Annotated in this window: 13 protein-coding genes; 8 read left to right on the forward strand and 5 right to left on the reverse strand. The window is 60.9% G+C overall.

Going from position 1 to position 16,588, the window contains the following annotated elements; all coding sequences use genetic code 11:
* The first annotated feature begins 6 nt into the window (after nucleotides 1-6).
* Genes trbC through SGRAN_RS14335 form a run of 5 tightly spaced genes read left to right on the forward strand, consistent with a single transcriptional unit; the run spans nucleotide 7 to nucleotide 7,420 of the window.
* A complete protein-coding gene (gene trbC / locus SGRAN_RS14315) occupies nucleotides 7-717 on the forward strand; it encodes a type-F conjugative transfer system pilin assembly protein TrbC (protein ID WP_237233519.1) in 711 nt (236 codons plus the stop codon).
* Nucleotides 714-2,435 carry a conjugal transfer protein TraN gene (locus SGRAN_RS14320; RefSeq protein ID WP_067184710.1) on the forward strand — a complete coding sequence of 574 codons (1,722 nt, stop codon included), beginning with the start codon at nucleotides 714-716 and terminating at the stop codon, nucleotides 2,433-2,435. The genes trbC and SGRAN_RS14320 overlap by 4 nt, the downstream gene beginning before the upstream one ends.
* Entirely contained in the window at nucleotides 2,416-3,252 is an 837-nt protein-coding gene (locus tag SGRAN_RS14325; protein ID WP_067184712.1) for a conjugal transfer protein TraF, read from the forward strand. The genes SGRAN_RS14320 and SGRAN_RS14325 overlap by 20 nt, the downstream gene beginning before the upstream one ends.
* A gap of 1 nt (nucleotide 3,253) precedes the next feature.
* Nucleotides 3,254-4,678 carry a conjugal transfer protein TraH gene (locus SGRAN_RS14330; RefSeq protein WP_067184715.1) on the forward strand — a complete coding sequence of 475 codons (1,425 nt, stop codon included), beginning with the start codon at nucleotides 3,254-3,256 and terminating at the stop codon, nucleotides 4,676-4,678.
* Nucleotides 4,679-4,717: 39 nt separating this feature from the next.
* Nucleotides 4,718-7,420, forward strand: coding sequence for a conjugal transfer protein TraG N-terminal domain-containing protein (locus SGRAN_RS14335; protein WP_067184718.1), 2,703 nt, complete (start codon nucleotides 4,718-4,720; stop codon nucleotides 7,418-7,420).
* Between the two features lie 9 nt (nucleotides 7,421-7,429).
* Here the strand turns inward: SGRAN_RS14335 and SGRAN_RS21800 are convergent, their stop codons facing one another.
* The 5 genes from SGRAN_RS21800 to SGRAN_RS14355 are packed head-to-tail and all read right to left on the reverse strand — an operon-like array spanning nucleotide 7,430 to nucleotide 13,949.
* On the reverse strand, nucleotides 7,430-7,657 hold the full coding sequence (locus SGRAN_RS21800) for a hypothetical protein (protein ID WP_082737457.1): 228 nt from the start codon (nucleotides 7,655-7,657) through the stop codon (nucleotides 7,430-7,432).
* Between the two features lie 56 nt (nucleotides 7,658-7,713).
* On the reverse strand, nucleotides 7,714-9,510 hold the full coding sequence (locus tag SGRAN_RS14340) for a DEAD/DEAH box helicase (RefSeq protein ID WP_082737274.1): 1,797 nt from the start codon (nucleotides 9,508-9,510) through the stop codon (nucleotides 7,714-7,716).
* Between the two features lie 11 nt (nucleotides 9,511-9,521).
* Entirely contained in the window at nucleotides 9,522-10,241 is a 720-nt protein-coding gene (locus SGRAN_RS14345; protein ID WP_067184724.1) for a hypothetical protein, read from the reverse strand.
* A complete protein-coding gene (pglZ, locus tag SGRAN_RS14350; protein ID WP_067184726.1) occupies nucleotides 10,228-12,231 on the reverse strand; it encodes a BREX-3 system phosphatase PglZ in 2,004 nt (667 codons plus the stop codon). The genes SGRAN_RS14345 and pglZ overlap by 14 nt, the downstream gene beginning before the upstream one ends.
* Nucleotides 12,228-13,949, reverse strand: a complete 1,722-nt coding sequence (locus SGRAN_RS14355; protein WP_210434146.1) for a helicase-related protein — start codon at nucleotides 13,947-13,949, stop codon at nucleotides 12,228-12,230. The genes pglZ and SGRAN_RS14355 overlap by 4 nt, the downstream gene beginning before the upstream one ends.
* 289 nt (nucleotides 13,950-14,238) lie before the next feature.
* Here SGRAN_RS14355 and tnpA point away from each other — a divergent pair, with 289 nt between their 5' ends.
* From tnpA to tnpC, 3 genes are read left to right on the forward strand one after another with little or no spacing between them, the layout of a single operon-like run.
* Complete coding sequence (tnpA, locus tag SGRAN_RS14360) at nucleotides 14,239-14,595, forward strand: IS66-like element accessory protein TnpA (RefSeq protein WP_052182212.1); 357 nt, start codon at nucleotides 14,239-14,241, stop codon at nucleotides 14,593-14,595.
* Entirely contained in the window at nucleotides 14,592-14,939 is a 348-nt protein-coding gene (gene tnpB, locus SGRAN_RS14365; protein WP_006963110.1) for an IS66 family insertion sequence element accessory protein TnpB, read from the forward strand. Before tnpA ends, tnpB begins: the two co-directional genes overlap by 4 nt.
* A gap of 53 nt (nucleotides 14,940-14,992) precedes the next feature.
* A complete protein-coding gene (gene tnpC / locus SGRAN_RS14370) occupies nucleotides 14,993-16,534 on the forward strand; it encodes an IS66 family transposase (protein WP_067182653.1) in 1,542 nt (513 codons plus the stop codon).
* The last annotated feature ends 54 nt before the right edge of the window (nucleotides 16,535-16,588 follow it).

Consider the following 16,588-nt stretch of genomic DNA (forward strand, 5'->3'; position numbering starts at 1 on the left):
GCCGCTATGGCGGGAGCCGCAGCACAGACCAGCGAACAGGAGCTCGATCTCGAAGCGATACGCGCCCGCGCCAAGGTTGAGGCGAGCGAAGCCGAGGCGCTTGCCGCCAGTGCCCGTGCGCGCGCCGAAGCTGTCCTCAGCCAAGCCAATGACAGCGCCGCCGAAGCCCAGGCGCACGGCAAGCGCTACACCGAGCAGGCGGCAAGATCCGCGCGGCCAGAAAGTGAGGACGTCTTCGACTTCGACAAGATGGTGGCCGACGCGGGCACCATGGCCAGCGAGGGCTTGGGTGAAGCACCCCGCTTTATCGCCTTCGCTTCGCTCTCGATGCCGCCGGCGGCCTTGCGCGCCATGGCGGACGACGTCGCCCGTGCAGGCGGTGTGGTCGTGCTTCGAGGGCTGCCAGGGGGCAGCGCCAAGACCCTGACCGCAGCGCTCGCGAAAGTCGCAGAGGACGGCGGCAAGCTCGACGCGGTCGGCATCGATCCGCGCCTGTTTCGCGCCTTCGGAATCGAGACGGTCCCCACCTATGTGGTGACCAGCAGCGATTTCGATCTCTGCGATGGCTTCGATTGCCGGACCCAGGTTCCACCCCACGACCGGATGAGCGGTAATGTCAGCGTGTCCTACGCGCTCGAAACCTTCGCCCAAGGCGGCGGTCCCGGCGCGCTTCTCGCATCCCAGCATCTTGCCCGCTTGCAACGGAGTGACCCATGAAGCGGCTTCTCCTCCCCCTTCTCTGCCTCGCCTGCGCCTGTCTGCCGACAAGCGTCTCGGCCCAAACCACAACCGATGCCGCCAAAGCCGACGGCAAGGCCTTCGGACGCGACAAGGCGGCCGACGCACAAGGCGCAGCAACGACCGAACCGGACGCAAACCGAATACCCAATTTCGGGAGCGCGCCCAGCCAGTCAGGCTATTTCGATGATCCCGACCGGATGGCGCGGGAAGCGGCAAGCCAGGCCACCGCAAACACCGGATTCCGGACCATGCGCGATTCCATGGATCGCCGTGCGCAGTTCGCGCCCCAGGACCTCGACGCTGTCGTCGCGCGCAGCAATGTCATTAGCGACGATCCGCTATCCTACACGAGCGGCATGAGCATCAGCGGCAGTCAGGGCCGCTGCGTCCCTCTGCCTCCAGGGAGCGGCACGGCGGCGCGCTACATGGCGACCTGCAACGTCGGCTATTCCGCGACCCAGGAGACCAGAACCTGCCCGGTGACGCTGAACGCCACGATCGAGCAGCGGCAAGTCTATGGTTATTACTGCGTCGGCGGAAGCGGCGTCGATCCGGCATCGATCTACAATTGCAATCGCTACCCGGCGCCGCAGTGCACGGTCACGCAGTCCTATCCGATCAATCTGTGCGATCCCTATCTCGGTATCTACTGGGGCTGCAATTCGGGCGACCTGCGCGTCGATCTCGTGAGCTGCACCGCGCCGGTCGATGGCGCGACGCCGTACAGCGTGACCGGCGAGAACGTCGTCACGACGAACCGCGACGAAAGCCAGTGCGCGGGCCTTGCTGCGGACAGCTCATGCCAGCAGGACAGCGAGACCTGCACCGACAGCGATCCGGTCACCCGGATTGTCGACGGCATCGCGGTCACCCAGCCCTGCTGGGCGTGGTCGCGCAGCTATACCTGCGCGCAGTTTACCGAGGCGCAGGATTGCCAGACACTCGAGAACACGTCGGGCTGCTCGCTCGTGCGCGAGGACTGCCTGTCAGGCGAGCCCTGCCGGACCTGGGAGCGAGTCTATGATTGCCCGGTTCCCGACCAGCCCGCGAATACCAGCCAATTCATCTGCGATGGCGACGTCTATTGCATCGATGGCTCGTGCGAAACGATCGAGCGCGAAGCCAATGACGAGTTCAAGGACGCGGTCGTCGCGCTTAACGCAATGGACCAGGCGCGGCGCGAGTTCGATCCTGAGACACTCACCCTGTTCAGGGGCACGCGCAATACCTGTTCGTCGAAAGTCTTCGGCGTGCTCAATTGCTGCAAGGGCAAAGGCTTCCCGCTGATCCCGGGCATCCAACTGCTCGTTGCACTGGGCTGCAGCCGCGAGGAAATGCTGCTTCACCAACGCGATGCGCAGGGCCTGTGCGCCTATGTCGGAACCTATTGCTCGGACAGCTTCCTCGGCGTCTGCCTGACCAAGAAGAAGGTCTATTGCTGCTTTGAATCCAAGCTCTCACGGATTCTGCAGGAACAGGGCCGCCAGCAGCTGAACAAGCCCTGGGGCAAGCCCAAGACCGAGCAATGCCTGGGCTTCACCATTGACGAGTTTTCGCGGCTCGATCTCTCGAAGATGGATTTCAGCGAAGTCTACGCCGAGTTCACCGATGCTGCCCGCCTGCCCGACGAGCTTCAGGCCGCCACCGAAATCCAACAAAAAATCGAGGACTACTATGCCCGCGCCAGCCAATAAGGCCGCCTGGCGGCTGCTTGCCGCCTGCCTCACCCTTAGCCTTGTGCCGAGTGCCTTCAGCACTTCGGCGCAGGCTCAGGAACCGCCCCTCGTCACAACCAGCGACCGGCAGGACAGCTTCTACTGCGAGGAGCGAAAGCTTGGATACTGGTTCTACTGCTCGAAGCCCAGGCCGCCCGAAATGGAAGTCGAAGCACCGGCGGTCACGCCAAGCGCGACCAGCCAGCTCGACGCCATCACGGCAAATCTGCGCGAACTGAAAGCCAAGGCCATCCTCGAGCCGACACCGGCCAATGTGACGGCCTATATCCGGTTCCAGCGCGCCCAGCTCGATCGGGCATCGTTGTTCAGCGATGTCTGGCAGCGGGCAATCTGGCAGGATCCTGATCTCGACTACACGCTCCAGCGTCCGGTCTCGACGCTCGGCAAGCGTCAATGGCAGGACACGCGCAGCGCTGAGCGCAATGCGGTCATGGCGCAGCTCTCGGAGCGCTACGGACTGTTCTATTTCTTCGCGCAAAGCTGCGGCGCCTGCGAAGTCATGTCCCCGATCGTCCAGAGCGTCGCTTCGACCTGGCACATCACCGTGCGCGCAATCTCGACCGATGGCGGGCCCTCGCGCCATTTCCCGAACTACACTGTCGAGACCAACCAGCGCAGCCGGATGGGGCTCGAGCCCAAGGTCACGCCGGCGGTCGTGCTCTGGGACGCCGCCAAGGGCCAGCCCATCCCGATCGGCTACGGCGTGATGAGCGCCGACGAGCTTCAGGACCGCATTTACCTCCTCACATCGAAGGAAGCCGGACGTGACTACTAGGATGAAACGTGCCGTCGCCGCGATCCTCGCGGTTACCCTGCCCCTCACCAGTGCATCGGCCGATGTCGGCAGTTCGATGGACTCGTTCCTCAACGATGTCGGCGGCGCTGCGAATATCAATGGGCCGACCGCATTCGAAGGCCAGTCGGCCGGATACTACAGCCTCGGCAATGTCTGGACGCGCTTTCCTCAGAAGACGACCAACATCGCCAACCTGCAACTGCCGCGCGCCCGTGCGGGGTGCGGCGGTATCGACATTTTTGCCGGGTCCTTCAGCTTCATCAACGCGAGCGAGATCGTCGCGATGCTGAAGGCGGTGGCCAACAATGCGGTCGGCTTCGCTTTCAGCCTGGCGATCGACACGGTCTGCCCGGAATGCTCGAAGATCATGCAGGAGTTCAGCCAGAAGGCTCAGCTCATGAACAACCTCAACATCAACTCCTGCGAGATGGCGCAGGGGCTGGTGGGCGGCATCTGGCCCAAGGGCGATCTGGCCGACAAGGCGATCTGCGAGGCGATCGGCAATTCGGAAGGCATCTTTACCGACTATGCCGCCGCCAAGCATGGCTGCGGCACAAAGGGCCAGCGCTCGAGCACCACGGCTCAAGGCGCAGGCAAGTATGACGACGTCAATCCTGCCGTGGCGAGGAACTACACCTGGACGATCCTCAAGAAGTCCGCGTTCTTCTCGCCAAATGGTACCTTCGACGAGGAACTTGCCGAATATGCGATGACGCTGCTCGGCACGATTATCTACGTGCCCCCAACGGACGATGAACCGGGCAAGTTCGTACCTATCGTCGGGGAAGCGTCATCGACACTCGTCACCTCGCTGCTTGACGGAACGAGCAATGGCAATGTCCTGATTTTCGACTGCGACGAGCCGGACAAGTGCCTCGATCCCGGCTTCAAGTCGCTCAGCCTTCCGGCATCCAAGGCGCTGCGCCCGCGTGTTGCGGCCCTGATCGCCGGCATGATCCAGGCAATCAATGACGACACCGCGATCACCGATGCGCAGAAGGAACTGCTTCAGGTCGCCTCAATCCCGCTCTACAAGATTCTTACCGTTCAGGCGGCCTATGGTCGCGGCATGCCGACCGACGACCGCGAAACGCTCGCAGAGATCGCCAGCGTCGACCTGCTGTTCGCCGTCCTCGACCGCATCGTCAGCGAAGCGGGCCGCTCGATGTCGAGTTTCATCGGCGCGGACGAGGCCAAGATCGCCATGTGGCAGGGCCAGGTGAATGTAGTTCGGCAGGCGCTCGCGGACCGTCAGGCGAACACGCACCTCAAGGTTAACGCCATCATGCAGATCATCGAGAAGACCGCGTTCATCGAGAACGTGCTCGCCGCCTCAATGTCGCCCGGCATGGCCGCCTCGCTCGACTGGTCGCGCGGTGTGCAGTCGCGCGCCCTAACCCACTGATCCTTTTCAGCGCGCCGAAAGCGGCGGGAGCCCAGCAACATGGTCGAGATTTTCACGGTTGGCGGGGGCGATTACCTGGTCAATGTCTTTCAAGCGGTCGCCGCCTGGACAGGCAATGGGGGCTACAAAAGCCTCCTGCAGGTCGTCATGGTCATGGGGCTTGGCCTCTCCGCCATTACGCTGGCGTTCAATCAGGACTGGCGCGCCTGGATCAATTGGTTCCTTGGCGCGACGCTGATCTACTCGTGCCTGATGGTGCCGCGGCTCGACGTCCATGTGACCGATCGGCTCAACCCCAGTCTTGCTCCGGCCAATGTCAGCAATGTGCCGCTGGGACTTGCGCTGATGGCGAGCTTCACGAGCCAGGTCGGCGACTACCTGACCGGCTCGGCCGAGGTGGTGTTCGGGCTGCCGGGCGATCTCAACTACTCGAAGAACGGCATGATCTACGGCGCGCGGCTTTACGATGCTACGCGCTCCTTGCGCATTTCCGACCCGGAATTTGCCGCCAATCTCGACGAGCATTTCCGGCAATGCGTGTTCTACGACGTGCTGCTTGGCCGCTATTCGATGAAGGAGCTCGCCGAGACCAGCGACATCTGGGCGACCATTGCCCCCGGCAGCCAGGCGCGAGCCCAGCGTTTCCTGACCCGCGATGCGGGGACCGGACAGGTTACCTCGAATATCATCACCTGCCGCGAAGCCTATGATGCGCTGAACGCGCAATGGGCCGGGCTGATCGACGCAATGGGCACCGTATTCGGACGCCAGCTCTATCCCAAACAGACCGCAGCTCTCGCCAAGGCCAAGCTCTTTGCCGATCTGCCGGTGGCCTACCAGTATCTCAGCGGGGTCTCTGCGAATGCGACCGAGATCTTCAAGCAGACGCTGACAATCAACGCGATGAGCCAGGCCATGCATTCGATGGCAGCGACGAGCGGCGCGGGCAACGTCGATGTCTACGCTCAGACGCGCGCAGATATTCAGACCGAGCGAACCTATGGCTCGATCGCCAGCAACGCGATGAAATGGGTGCCGCTCCTCAATGTCGTGCTGACCGTGCTCTTCTACGCGCTGTTTCCGGTCCTCTTCCCGCTGTTTCTGTTGCCCAAGACCGGGCCGCTGGCACTCAAAGGCTATGTGACGGGTTTCTTCTACCTAGCAGCATGGGGACCACTGTTCGTGATCCTGCACATGATGCTGATGTATAAAGGAGCTGCGGACATGAGCGCGGTTGCCGGTGGCAATGGTCTCAGTCTTGCAAGCTTCACCGGTATGGCCGATGTCAACAGCGATATCGGGCTGCTGGCAGGCTATCTCATCGCCTCGGTGCCGTTCCTGGCCGGCGGTGTTGCCAAAGGGGCCATGGCGATTTCGCACCATGCGACGAGCTATCTCAATCCGAGCCAGAACGCTGCTGAGGAAGCGGCGCGCGAGGCAAGCACAGGCAACGTCTCGCTGGGCAATACCAGCTTCGAGAATTCAAGCGTTCTGACCCGTCAGTTCGCGCAAGGGACGATCGCGCCCAGCTTCACCTATGGTGCGGCGCAGACCCGAACATTCAGCGACACAGGATCGATGACGACGAGTTTCCCTGAAGCCAGCTACGACCAGCTGCCCAATTCGAGCTATCCCTTCACCCCCAGCCTCGGGCAGGAGTTCACCTCGCGCTTGTCGACTATGGCATCGCAGGCCCGCTCGAATAGCGAGAGCTATGCGAACATTGCTTCGGAATCGACCACGAGCGCCGTCACACAGTTCCGCGAGCTGCGCAGCCAATTCAGCCGCGGATCGGCTTTCGAGAGCGCAACCGGCATATCCAACTCCGATAGCATCCAGACCGCCTTCAACGAGGTCGACCAGGCATCGACAAACCTGCAGCGCCAGTTCGGCCTCTCACGAAGGGCCGCTGACGACATCTCGACAGCGTGGTTCCTCGGTGGCGAAGCCGGCGCCAAAGCTGGTGTTACCAACGGCGTGGCGTCTGCAAACGTCGGATTGAAAGGGGGAGGTACTCGAACCTGGACTGACAGCGACATCGGCATCGCATCCGAGGACCGTTCACGGATCTTCGGTAGCCTCGCGCAGATGTCGGATAGCCGGAACTGGTCGAGCACGCGCGACGGGTTTGTTCGCAGTGTCAGTACTTCGTCGAGTTCCTCGATTTCGTCGACCGCGAGTGGCATGAACACTTCGCTGACCGAGGCCCAGAGTTACAGTCGCGAAGCACGGCGGGCTGAGGAACTGGCGAACCGCCTCGAAAGCCAGGCATCGTTCTTCGAAGGTAACAGCGCCGCAGGCAGCCTCAACCTGTCACAGGCCTACCGCGAATGGGGCTTGGTCGAAATTGAACGCAATCGCGATTTCTACGGCAATGTCCGGTTTGATGATCTGAGTTTCCAGCTCAGCCCGGAGGGCCAAGCCTTGCAGGGCAAGTTCATCGATAGCTACGCGGAACAGCTGCGCGACGGGATTGAGGAAAGGCTCGTACTAACGCCAGGACAGCCCATCTCGCGCCCATCGGTCACAGGACCAGGATCTGTCCGTGGTCGTGCCCAAATCGGTGGAGGGAGTTCAGGAAATGTGCCGCACGTGGACGCAGGCGCCATTTCCGACGAAGTGCAGCGTGCTCAGGATGCCGGACGTCAGCGGATCCGCGGATCGAGAGGCCGTCTCGATGCGGTTACCAGGGGTGCACAGGGTGCGAGTGCAGAGTCTGCAGATGAAGTGAAGGAATGGTGATAGAATGGGTCACCAGAGCCCGGCTGACGTGCCAGCTAAGAACGCAAAACCTGCTGCGATCACCAGCAGAACTGCAATTGTGAGCTTCCTTCCCCATGGATCCGCCCAGGACTTCTTTATCCGATACTCCATGATCCGATTGTCGCGGATCGCTTCACTGACTTCCGCAAAACCGGACCAGGGCGATGCAGGATCACCTCGGTCCAAATTCGGATGTTCAGATTTTCTGGTATCCATGGGTTTACATTCCAATGCTGGAAAGAGCAGCGGTGAGAACATAACAAGACCAACAGTCAATTTGCAAGCGATGAAAACGTGAAAGGATGGGCGAAATTCCCGGCCGTCTGGAAAGATTTGCTCGCGATCTTATGCAACAGGCTTAACGCGGAATTCTCGAGATCGTCTCTAACGAAGGGCACAATTACGTGAGCTTTCGCCCGCGAAATCGCGACATTGATAAGCCGTTCGCCATCGCGGCCTTTCAGGAAGCTCGACGTTCCATCCACGGGGTCAAATATCACGAGCGTCCGCTCGCTGCCTTGGGCTCGGTGAACAGTGCTGACGGAAATCTCCGGGTGCCTTCGCTTGAGAAAGTTCCTGATGAGCGTTCTCTGGGCCCTGAAAGGAGTCAGAACCAGGATATCTTGTGGATCGACGTATGAGCCCGCGAGATTGTCGATAATGGTTTCAATGAGCTTGGCGGACTGAAAGCGAATGAAGCCACCGTAGTTCTGTGAATATGTCGCGGGCTCGGAGACTTGATCAAAGCACACACGCGGAATCTCGCGTCCGTCTACGAAGAAGGGGCTGCGCTGTGTCTTCCACTCGGGATCAGCCAATGCTTTCCGGCATACCTTGAGTTCACCGTCGTAAAATGTCGTGCTAACCGCCTGGCAAATTCCGACGGCCATTCGAGATTGCTCGTTCAACATTGTCGTCCGCGCATGCGCGAAGAGATCGAATGCCGTTTTCGCGAGAAGAGTTTTTTCGCGTGCCTCATCGCACTGAACGATCGGCGACAGCTGGCAAGGATCTCCCGCGAAGATGGTTTGCTGACCCATTGCCGGCACCATGAGAGCGGCGGGACCAATCACCTGACTCGCCTCGTCACAGATCACAAAATGCCAAGGGCCTGCTTCGCGGAAAGTCTCGTTCCACGTGATCGCAGAGGAAACAGTGGTTGCCACAAGCCGAGATTGAGACGCAACTGACGAGATGTCTGCCCCCAGTTCCTTGCGGAGAGCACTGAGCTTGTCCTTCCATCTGATATGCTCGCCGACTTTGCTTTTGGGCGGTTCGGATGCCTCCAGTAGCAGGAATTCTGCGCCCTTTTCGGCAATGCCGGGAGCAAGCAAGTGCGGCCGATCCACAAACTTCCTGGGATCAAAGTAGGCACCGACGCGCTTCGCCTTCTTCGCAATTTCCTGCTTGGCCGTGCGCTGGAGCCAGTCGTCGATGGAAACCAATGCCGTGTCCACGGCGACATTTGTCGGCCCCAACAGGAGTATGCGAGATTTTGGAAAACGTTTGAGCAGGTAGGCTCCCAACGCGCCGATCGTATAGGTTTTGCCGGTCCCTGGCGGCCCAATGATGATCGAACTGCGAAAGGCAGAGCTTTGGACCGCTCTTACCTGCCGTTCCCGAAGGTCGGCAAAGAGATCACCGAGCGGGAGGATTGGTTGGAGCGGTTCTGTTTCTTCCTTGGTCTGGCGCAGTCGTTTGGCTGCAAGCGTGCCCATCTCTCCGGCCCACATGTCGATCAGAGGCCCCAAGAAATCGCCGGGGAACAGCCAGACTTGGCTCCCAATTAGCGGCATGCCGCCGGCAGCGACCTGAATGACGATCCTATCGTTATCGCTATCGACGAGCTTGATTAGGCCTCCTGCTTCAAGCTCGTCGCCCCACTTGGCCCGGACGCCTTCCAGGGCTTCATCGATGACAACCCGGCGCTGTCCCTTGATCGACCGCACGACCAAAACAAGGTAACCGTCTTCCCAGTCTGCAGACTTTACTTCGACCCTACCGCCTTTTTGAACGAAGCTTCGCTCTGCTTCCAACGCCCCTTGGATTGCAACTCGAGTAATCGCCATCGTTCAACGTCTCACGCGAGTTCAACGATGCGATTGCTGGCGCTGTCGACCCGGACAGCAAACCGTGCATCCTGGCTGAGGTTGTAGGCCAGTCGATCGCCAAAGCTGAATGGGAACAGCACGGGATTTGTGGCCACAGAGCTAGTCGGCATTGCTCGACCAGCGTGGCGGAGCGCTGCCTCAACAAGCCAGAGTTCGAGGTCTGGCGTAAGAGTGATCGGCTCGTGCAGGGCCTTGATGTTCTTGCCCTTGTTCAGGCGCTCGATCGCGCCCCAGTCTGCCTGGGATTGGAGCACCATGTTAGTCATGCGGCGGGTGCCTTCGCGTTCGCCATAGCTCTCCGCCATCCGTCGATGAACTTCGGCGGACGTGCAATCTCCCTGCAACCGAATAAGCCTGCCTACGATCTGCGCGACCGATCCGAAAAAGGGATACGTCGCGATCGACATCCCCCAGGTTAGGGCGGCAACCGATGCCCTTGGGTCAGCGGCGTAAATGGCGACGGCGCGATCACACAATTCTGCCAATTCAGGCCTGGGTTCCAACCAAAGCCGATTGAGGACCGTGCGCGTCTTTTTCTTCGCGGCGGCACCTGAGTGCGTCTCATCGATCAGTTGCGCGAGATCCTCTGGGTCCGAAAGGCCAGCGCGCACACGAAGTGCAGCGCGTGCCCAATCCAACTGAATAAAGCGATCGAAGCCGATCTGCGGTGCGCCCTCACTTTTCATCATTCAAACTCTTCGGACTGATGCGGATGAAGGGGACAATCAATTCCTCGACCGACATCCCTCCATGCGCCACTAAAAGATCGCCTGCCCCTGTGAAGGCTCCCCTCCCCTTGGGATAAACAGGCAGAAAATCAGTCGGCAGGCCTGGAAGATCGAAACGCACAGTCTCTAGGCCTTCCGGGACGGAGGCGGCGAGGTCATCGCTTCGATAAATCCTGACTCGCTCGCCTCGAAGCTCCGAGAGAACGCCTTGGTTCAAACGTCCAATACCGACTGCATCGACGTTGCCGTGGTCGGACGTCAGATGGATCTCGAAGCCTTGGTCGATCAGAAGCTCTATGAGCTGCTCGACAAAGCCAGTGTCGCACCAGTTCTCAATCTGGCTGGCGATGCCGCGCTTCCCGAGCGTCGCACCATGGACGATTTCGTCGACCATATCGACCACGATCCCTGCCACTTTGATGGCGGGATCAGCGACTAGCTGCTCAATGGCTGGGAGCTGATCGCGGCGCTTGATCCCCTTCTGATAAGCGATCTCATTCTTACGGAGGCCCGCCTCTTGCCAGAACTTTGCCCACAGGCTTGGCTCCTTCGAAGTGGTATCGATCGAGCTGGTAAATTCACGCGGCTTAAGCCCAGAAAAGACCGTTTGCCGGGAGACAGAAGTAAGGCTCGGTAGCCATGCGAAACAGGCCCCTTCCTCAATTTCGATCGTCGACATTCTCTCAGTCAAACGGCGGCGCAGTTGACACCACTGGTCGATTGACAGTCCATCGAAGAGCAAAAGCGCTTGGCGAGCACATCCCTTGCCGCGACGGTAGGTGAGATAGCGCGGCACATGGTGAAGCATCACAGGGCCATTCGCCGCCGCAAGCGATGGCAGGTCGGCAAAATGCCGCCGGAGCCAATCTTCTAGCCGGTCGTCCGCAGCATCTTGAGCTTGCCGCACATCCTGCGCGACCGCATCAGCGAGATCAGCGGGCAAGCCGAAGTACTGGTGGAGAAGTTCGCCCAACCGGCGCGCCAATGCAAACCAGTCACGATAGGAGGCATCCACACTTGGGAGGCTCTCGGCGACATTGGTGGCATTTTCCGCCACAAATTGCGCTTGGCCGCTGGAATCCTTGGCAATCCCAACTCGAGCCCACGAGGGGAAATCTGCTGGCAATGATGCGCATTGAACTGGCGTGAGAGCGCCCTCGAGGAAGAGCGTATCTATGCCCATCCGAATATCAGGATGGTCAAATGGAATGACGAATTGGTCTTCTACAGATGACGTTTCGCGCTTCATCTCGGCGAGGGACGCACCAGCGATTGTCAGATAATTACGCCAAGAACCCTGGATTGCTCGCAGGGCATAGGCCCTGTCTTCGAAGAGCCGCTTCACCGGCAACTGCGCAAAGCTTGGCTTCGCTTTCAGTGTCGCAGCGATCCTGTCGGCAAGGGAAGCAGGCAGGACCTCCCCCCGCAGATGCAGCCGAAGCAATTCGCGCCAAAACGCCGTCTCATCGTCAATGAGAATGGGCGCCATCTTGAAAACGTGCGTGAGAATGAAATCCTTGGTCGCGGCATCCCCGAGCACCTGCGTTGCGTGCGCTTGGTGTGCTTCGAACAGTCGCTCGTAATGCTCAGGCCCGATATCACGAAGCGCTGGGTAACTCAGCTTCTGAAAGATGTCGGCGAGTCCAAGACGGACGAAGCGTGCCTGTCGTTGGTAGTCCCACGGCAATCGATCACTGCCGTTGGATGCCAAATGCAAGATCAGAGCGTCAGCGGGGGCTTTCAGACATTTATCCCAAGCAGAACGGAAGCGGTCTTCGTATTCTGCTCGAAATGCAATCGAGTCGTCGAAAGACAAGAGTTCGAACCCACGCTCCCTGAGCGCCTGCAAAACATGAGTATCGAGGAGCACCAAGTCTGGGTCGCAAGCAATCCAGAAGCGCGATAGCTCGCTGGGAAATTCGCGAACAATCCGATCGATCCAGGCGCTCATGCCGCATGATCTCCCGACGAACCGACGCGCAGCATCATGACCGCGCTAATGTCCGGGGTGTAGGCTTCGGCTGCGCTCAGCTGCGCCATCCGAGCATCGAATTCGGCTTGCAGGCGATTTCGCCGAAAGTCTCTCACGGTCTGAAGGCCGACGCGTCCAATAGCTTGGTGACGCACATCGAACGCGAATTTGGCGCGCTCACGCTCCTCCCGCAGCCGCTCCGCATGCTCTGCAACCAGTTCGGAAAACTGGCGCTCGCCTTGAGCAATGGCGGCATCTTTCGATCGTGCGAACCACTCGCCGGATTGTTCGCCGTCCAACATTCCATGACGATCGATCTGCTCGGTAAGCAACAGGTCCCAAATACGCTTCGCCGTTGGAAGGAAGGAGCGTCCTTCCTCGTTAATGAAAACTGGCAGGAAGCGCCGACGACTGAAGTCATCGGCCGCAATGCTAATTTCCCAGAGCGACCACAGGCCCTGCACGCTGTCAGGCAGTCCCTTAAGCCGCAGGATGGGCAGAGGCTGACCAGGCACGCAGCGTGGCAGATCGCTGATCAGAGCGCCCGCACGCGGGTCTTCAAGTGTCACCCATTCCAGCTCGGGATATTCTTCGGCGGTACGCGTATCGAAGCAAACTTTGGCCGATTGGCTTCCATCCGGCCATCGAACGCGCCAGGCATTGCCGTCTTTCTCGGCGAGACCGCCGCGGGCCGGCAAACCGGTCGTGATTGCTCTTTCCAGCCAGAACTGGGCAGGATGATCTCGCCATTTGCGCGCATCATCGGCATCGAGCTCGTGGCGGTCCGACAGAAGTTCGCTGTCCTTTCGGCTATCCGCGATGGTGGTTCGGAGCTGCGCTACGACAGCATCGCACACGTCCTCGATAGCATCGGGATTCTGCAAGCCGTGCACGAATAGCTCGTCGAAAAGCGGCTCACTTTCGACCGAGTCCATGACATCGCTTGCTTTGTCGACACCAAACTCTTCGGCAATTACAGCCAATTTGGTCTCGAGCACCTCGCGCACTCTGTGTTCAACCGTGTCTTCGAGGACGAAGTTGATCGCCCGCACAACATGAGGCTGGCCGATACGGTCGACGCGACCAATGCGCTGTTCGACGCGCATAGGATTCCATGGCATGTCGAAGTTCACGATCACGTGGCAAAATTGGAGGTTGAGCCCCTCGCCGCCAGCATCAGTGGAAACCAATACCCGCGCATCCTGGGCAAAGGCCTGCTGCGCGCGCGTACGCGCATCGAGATCCATGCTCCCGTTGAGGGTGACGACCGAAAAACCTCGGCTTTCCAGAAAGTGAGCTAGCATCGATTGCGTCGGCACGAATTCGGTGAAGATGAGGACCTTAAGCTCCGGATCGTTCTCTTCTTGCTGAAGCTTGTAGATCAGTTCCAGGAGTGCTTCGGCCTTCGCATCTGAACCCTGTGCTTCGGTTGATCGCGCCAACTCGAGAAGGGTCTCAACCTCGGCCTTTTCGAGTTCCCAGCCTCTGGTCTGTACGGCCAGATCCACCTGCGTTTGGCCATCAAGCTCAGACCACTCATCCACGTCGGCTGTCTCGAACAAGGATGGTTGAAGGTCCGGCTGTTCAAGCATTGCCTGCCGCTTTTCGAGCGTTGTCCGGATTGCCGCGGTGCTCGATGTGACAAGGCGCTGCATCAGGATCATCAGGAAGCCGATATGGCGCTGCTTCGCCGCCATCGCCTGATTATATCCATGGCGCACGTAGTCTGTGACCGCCTCGTAGAGCTTTTGCTGTGCCGAATGCCGGTCGCCCCACGCGACAGGATAGAGACGCGTCAGTCGCGGTTTGAATAGCGGACGCCCCTCCGCATCGATTGCGACGCGCTTCGTAAGCGTGTCCTGAAGGCCGCCTTGCAGGAAGCTGCTGCGCGGTGCTGATAGCCGCTCTTTGCGAGGAGCGGTGATGAACGAGGATATCGCGGCGACGGGAGCGAGTGCTCTTGTGACTGGTCATATGAGTGATCGTATGAGCAGTCGGATCGCGGTCGTTGGCGGCCGTCGCCGTTGGTCGGTGGATCAGAAGCTGTCGATCCTGCGCGAGGCATTTGGCCCCGACGGCTCGGTCTCGGCGACATGCCAGCGGCACGCGGTCGGCAGCGGGCTGCTCTATACGTGGCGCCGACAGGCCCTGGCTGGCGATCTGACGGGAGCGAAGCGCACGCCGGCACCCTCGTTCGCCGAGGTGGAGGTGTCCGTTCCGGCCCCGGCAACGGCAGGCAGCGGCCAGATCGGGATCGAGCTGCCGTCAGGCGTGCGGCTCACCGTCGACGCGGCGGTCGATGCCGATGCGCTGGCACGGGTGATGTCCGTCCTTGCCCGATGATCCCGTTACCGCCGACGACACGGATATATCTGGCCTGCGGCGCCACCGATATGCGCAAGGGGTTCGACGGCCTCGCGGTGCTAGTGCAGCAGGTGCTGGAGAAGAGTCCGCACTCGGGCGCGCTGTTCGCGTTCCGCGGCAAGCGCGGCGATCTGGTCAAGCTGCTCTGGTATGATGGCCAGGGCCTGTGCCTCTTCTCGAAGCGCATGGACCGTGGCCGGTTCGTCTGGCCGATCACCAAGGCGGGCAAGGTCAGCCTCACCGCGGCGCAGCTTTCGATGCTGCTCGAAGGCATTGACTGGCGGCGTCCCGAACGCACCGCGGCGCCCTTGCTCGCAGGGTAAAAAGTGGCGGATTAGTGAGGGTTTTACTGGCATCGCGGAGCCACTTTTGCTAGATGTTCCGCGTGTCGGAACCAGCCTCTTCCAGCATCGACAAGGACGCCCGGATCGCCGAGCTCGAAGCCGCTTTGGCGGCGCGCGATACGCTGATCGACACCCTCCGCCACCAGCTCGCGCAGCTTCGCCGCATGACCTTCGGCCAGTCCTCGGAGAAGCTCGCGCTCCAGATCGAGCAGCTCGAGCTGGCCCTCGAAGAACTCGAAGGCGAGGCTGAGGTCGCCGACAGCCGAACGAGTGAGCGGGCACCCGCCGAACGGGTATCGCCGGTGCGCGCATTGCCCGATCATCTGCCGCGCGCGGAACGGCGGATCGAGCCCGACGCCGGCAGCTGCACCTGTCCCGATTGCGGCGGCGCGCTGCGCCCGCTTGGCGACGACAGTGATGAGCAGCTCGATATTGCCCCGGTCCAGTGGCGCGTCATCCGCACCGTGCGGCCCAAGTATAGCTGCCGCGCCTGCGACAGGATTGTCCAGGCACCGGCGCCGGTGAAGGCCATAGCACGTGGCAAGGCCAGCTTCGCGACGCTCGCCCATGTCGTCGTCCACAAGTTCGATCACCATCTCCCCCTCTATCGCCAGGCAGAGATGATGGCGGCGCAGGGCATCGACATCGATCGTTCAACCCTCGCCGGCTGGGCGGGCCAGGCCGCGCATCTGCTCGATCCCATCGTGAGCCGCATCCGCGAGGAAGGACTGAAGGCCGCCAAGCTCCACACCGACGACACGCCGGTGCCGATGCTCGTGCCCGGCAAGGGCCGCACCGCGCAGGCGCGGCTCTGGGCCTATGTCGTCGATGACCGCGCATCGGGCGCCGCCACCCCGGCGCTCGCCTGGTATCGGTTCACCCCCGATCGCAGCGGCATCCATCCGCAGAGCGAGCTGGGGTCGTTCACCGGCCTTCTTCAGGCCGACGGTTATGCCGGATATGACAAGCTCTACCAGGGCAACGGCATCCAGGAGGTCGCCTGCTGGGCGCACTTCCGCCGCAAGATCTTCGAGTGCCACCAGACGAGCCCGACGCCGCTAACCACCGACCTGCTCGATCGCATCGCCGGGCTCTACCGGATCGAAGAGGACGTCCGCGGCCAGCCGCCTGATGTCCGGCGCCGACACCGGCAAGAGCAAGCAATGCCAAAGATCGACGCGCTTCGTGGCGTGATCGACGACGCCCTGCGCCGCCTATCGCCCAAGTCGGCGATGGCAAAGGCGCTCGCCTATGGTCGCAAGCGCTGGGACGCGCTGACCCGCTACATCGACGAGGGCATGGCGGAGATCGACAACAATATCGCCGAGCGCGCCATCCGAGCGATCGCGATCGGGCGCAAGAACTGGCTGTTCGCCGGATCGAAGGCCGGCGGCGAACGCGCCGCCGCCATCTACTCCGTCATCGAGACGGCCAAGCTCAATGGCGTCGAGCCGCAGGCCTATATTGCCGATGTCATCGAGAAGATCGCCTCAGGCTGGCCCGCCTCCCGCTGGGACGAGCTCATGCCGTGGAACTGGACAGCACAGACCGCACCCGTATGCATGGCGGCATGACCGATCAGATCGCCCGGATTCGCATAACGCTCGAAGACATGCTGCGCGACAATC

Origin of the sequence: Sphingopyxis granuli, from assembly GCF_001559015.1 — a bacterium.
GTDB classification, from domain to species: Bacteria; Pseudomonadota; Alphaproteobacteria; order Sphingomonadales; family Sphingomonadaceae; genus Sphingopyxis; species Sphingopyxis granuli.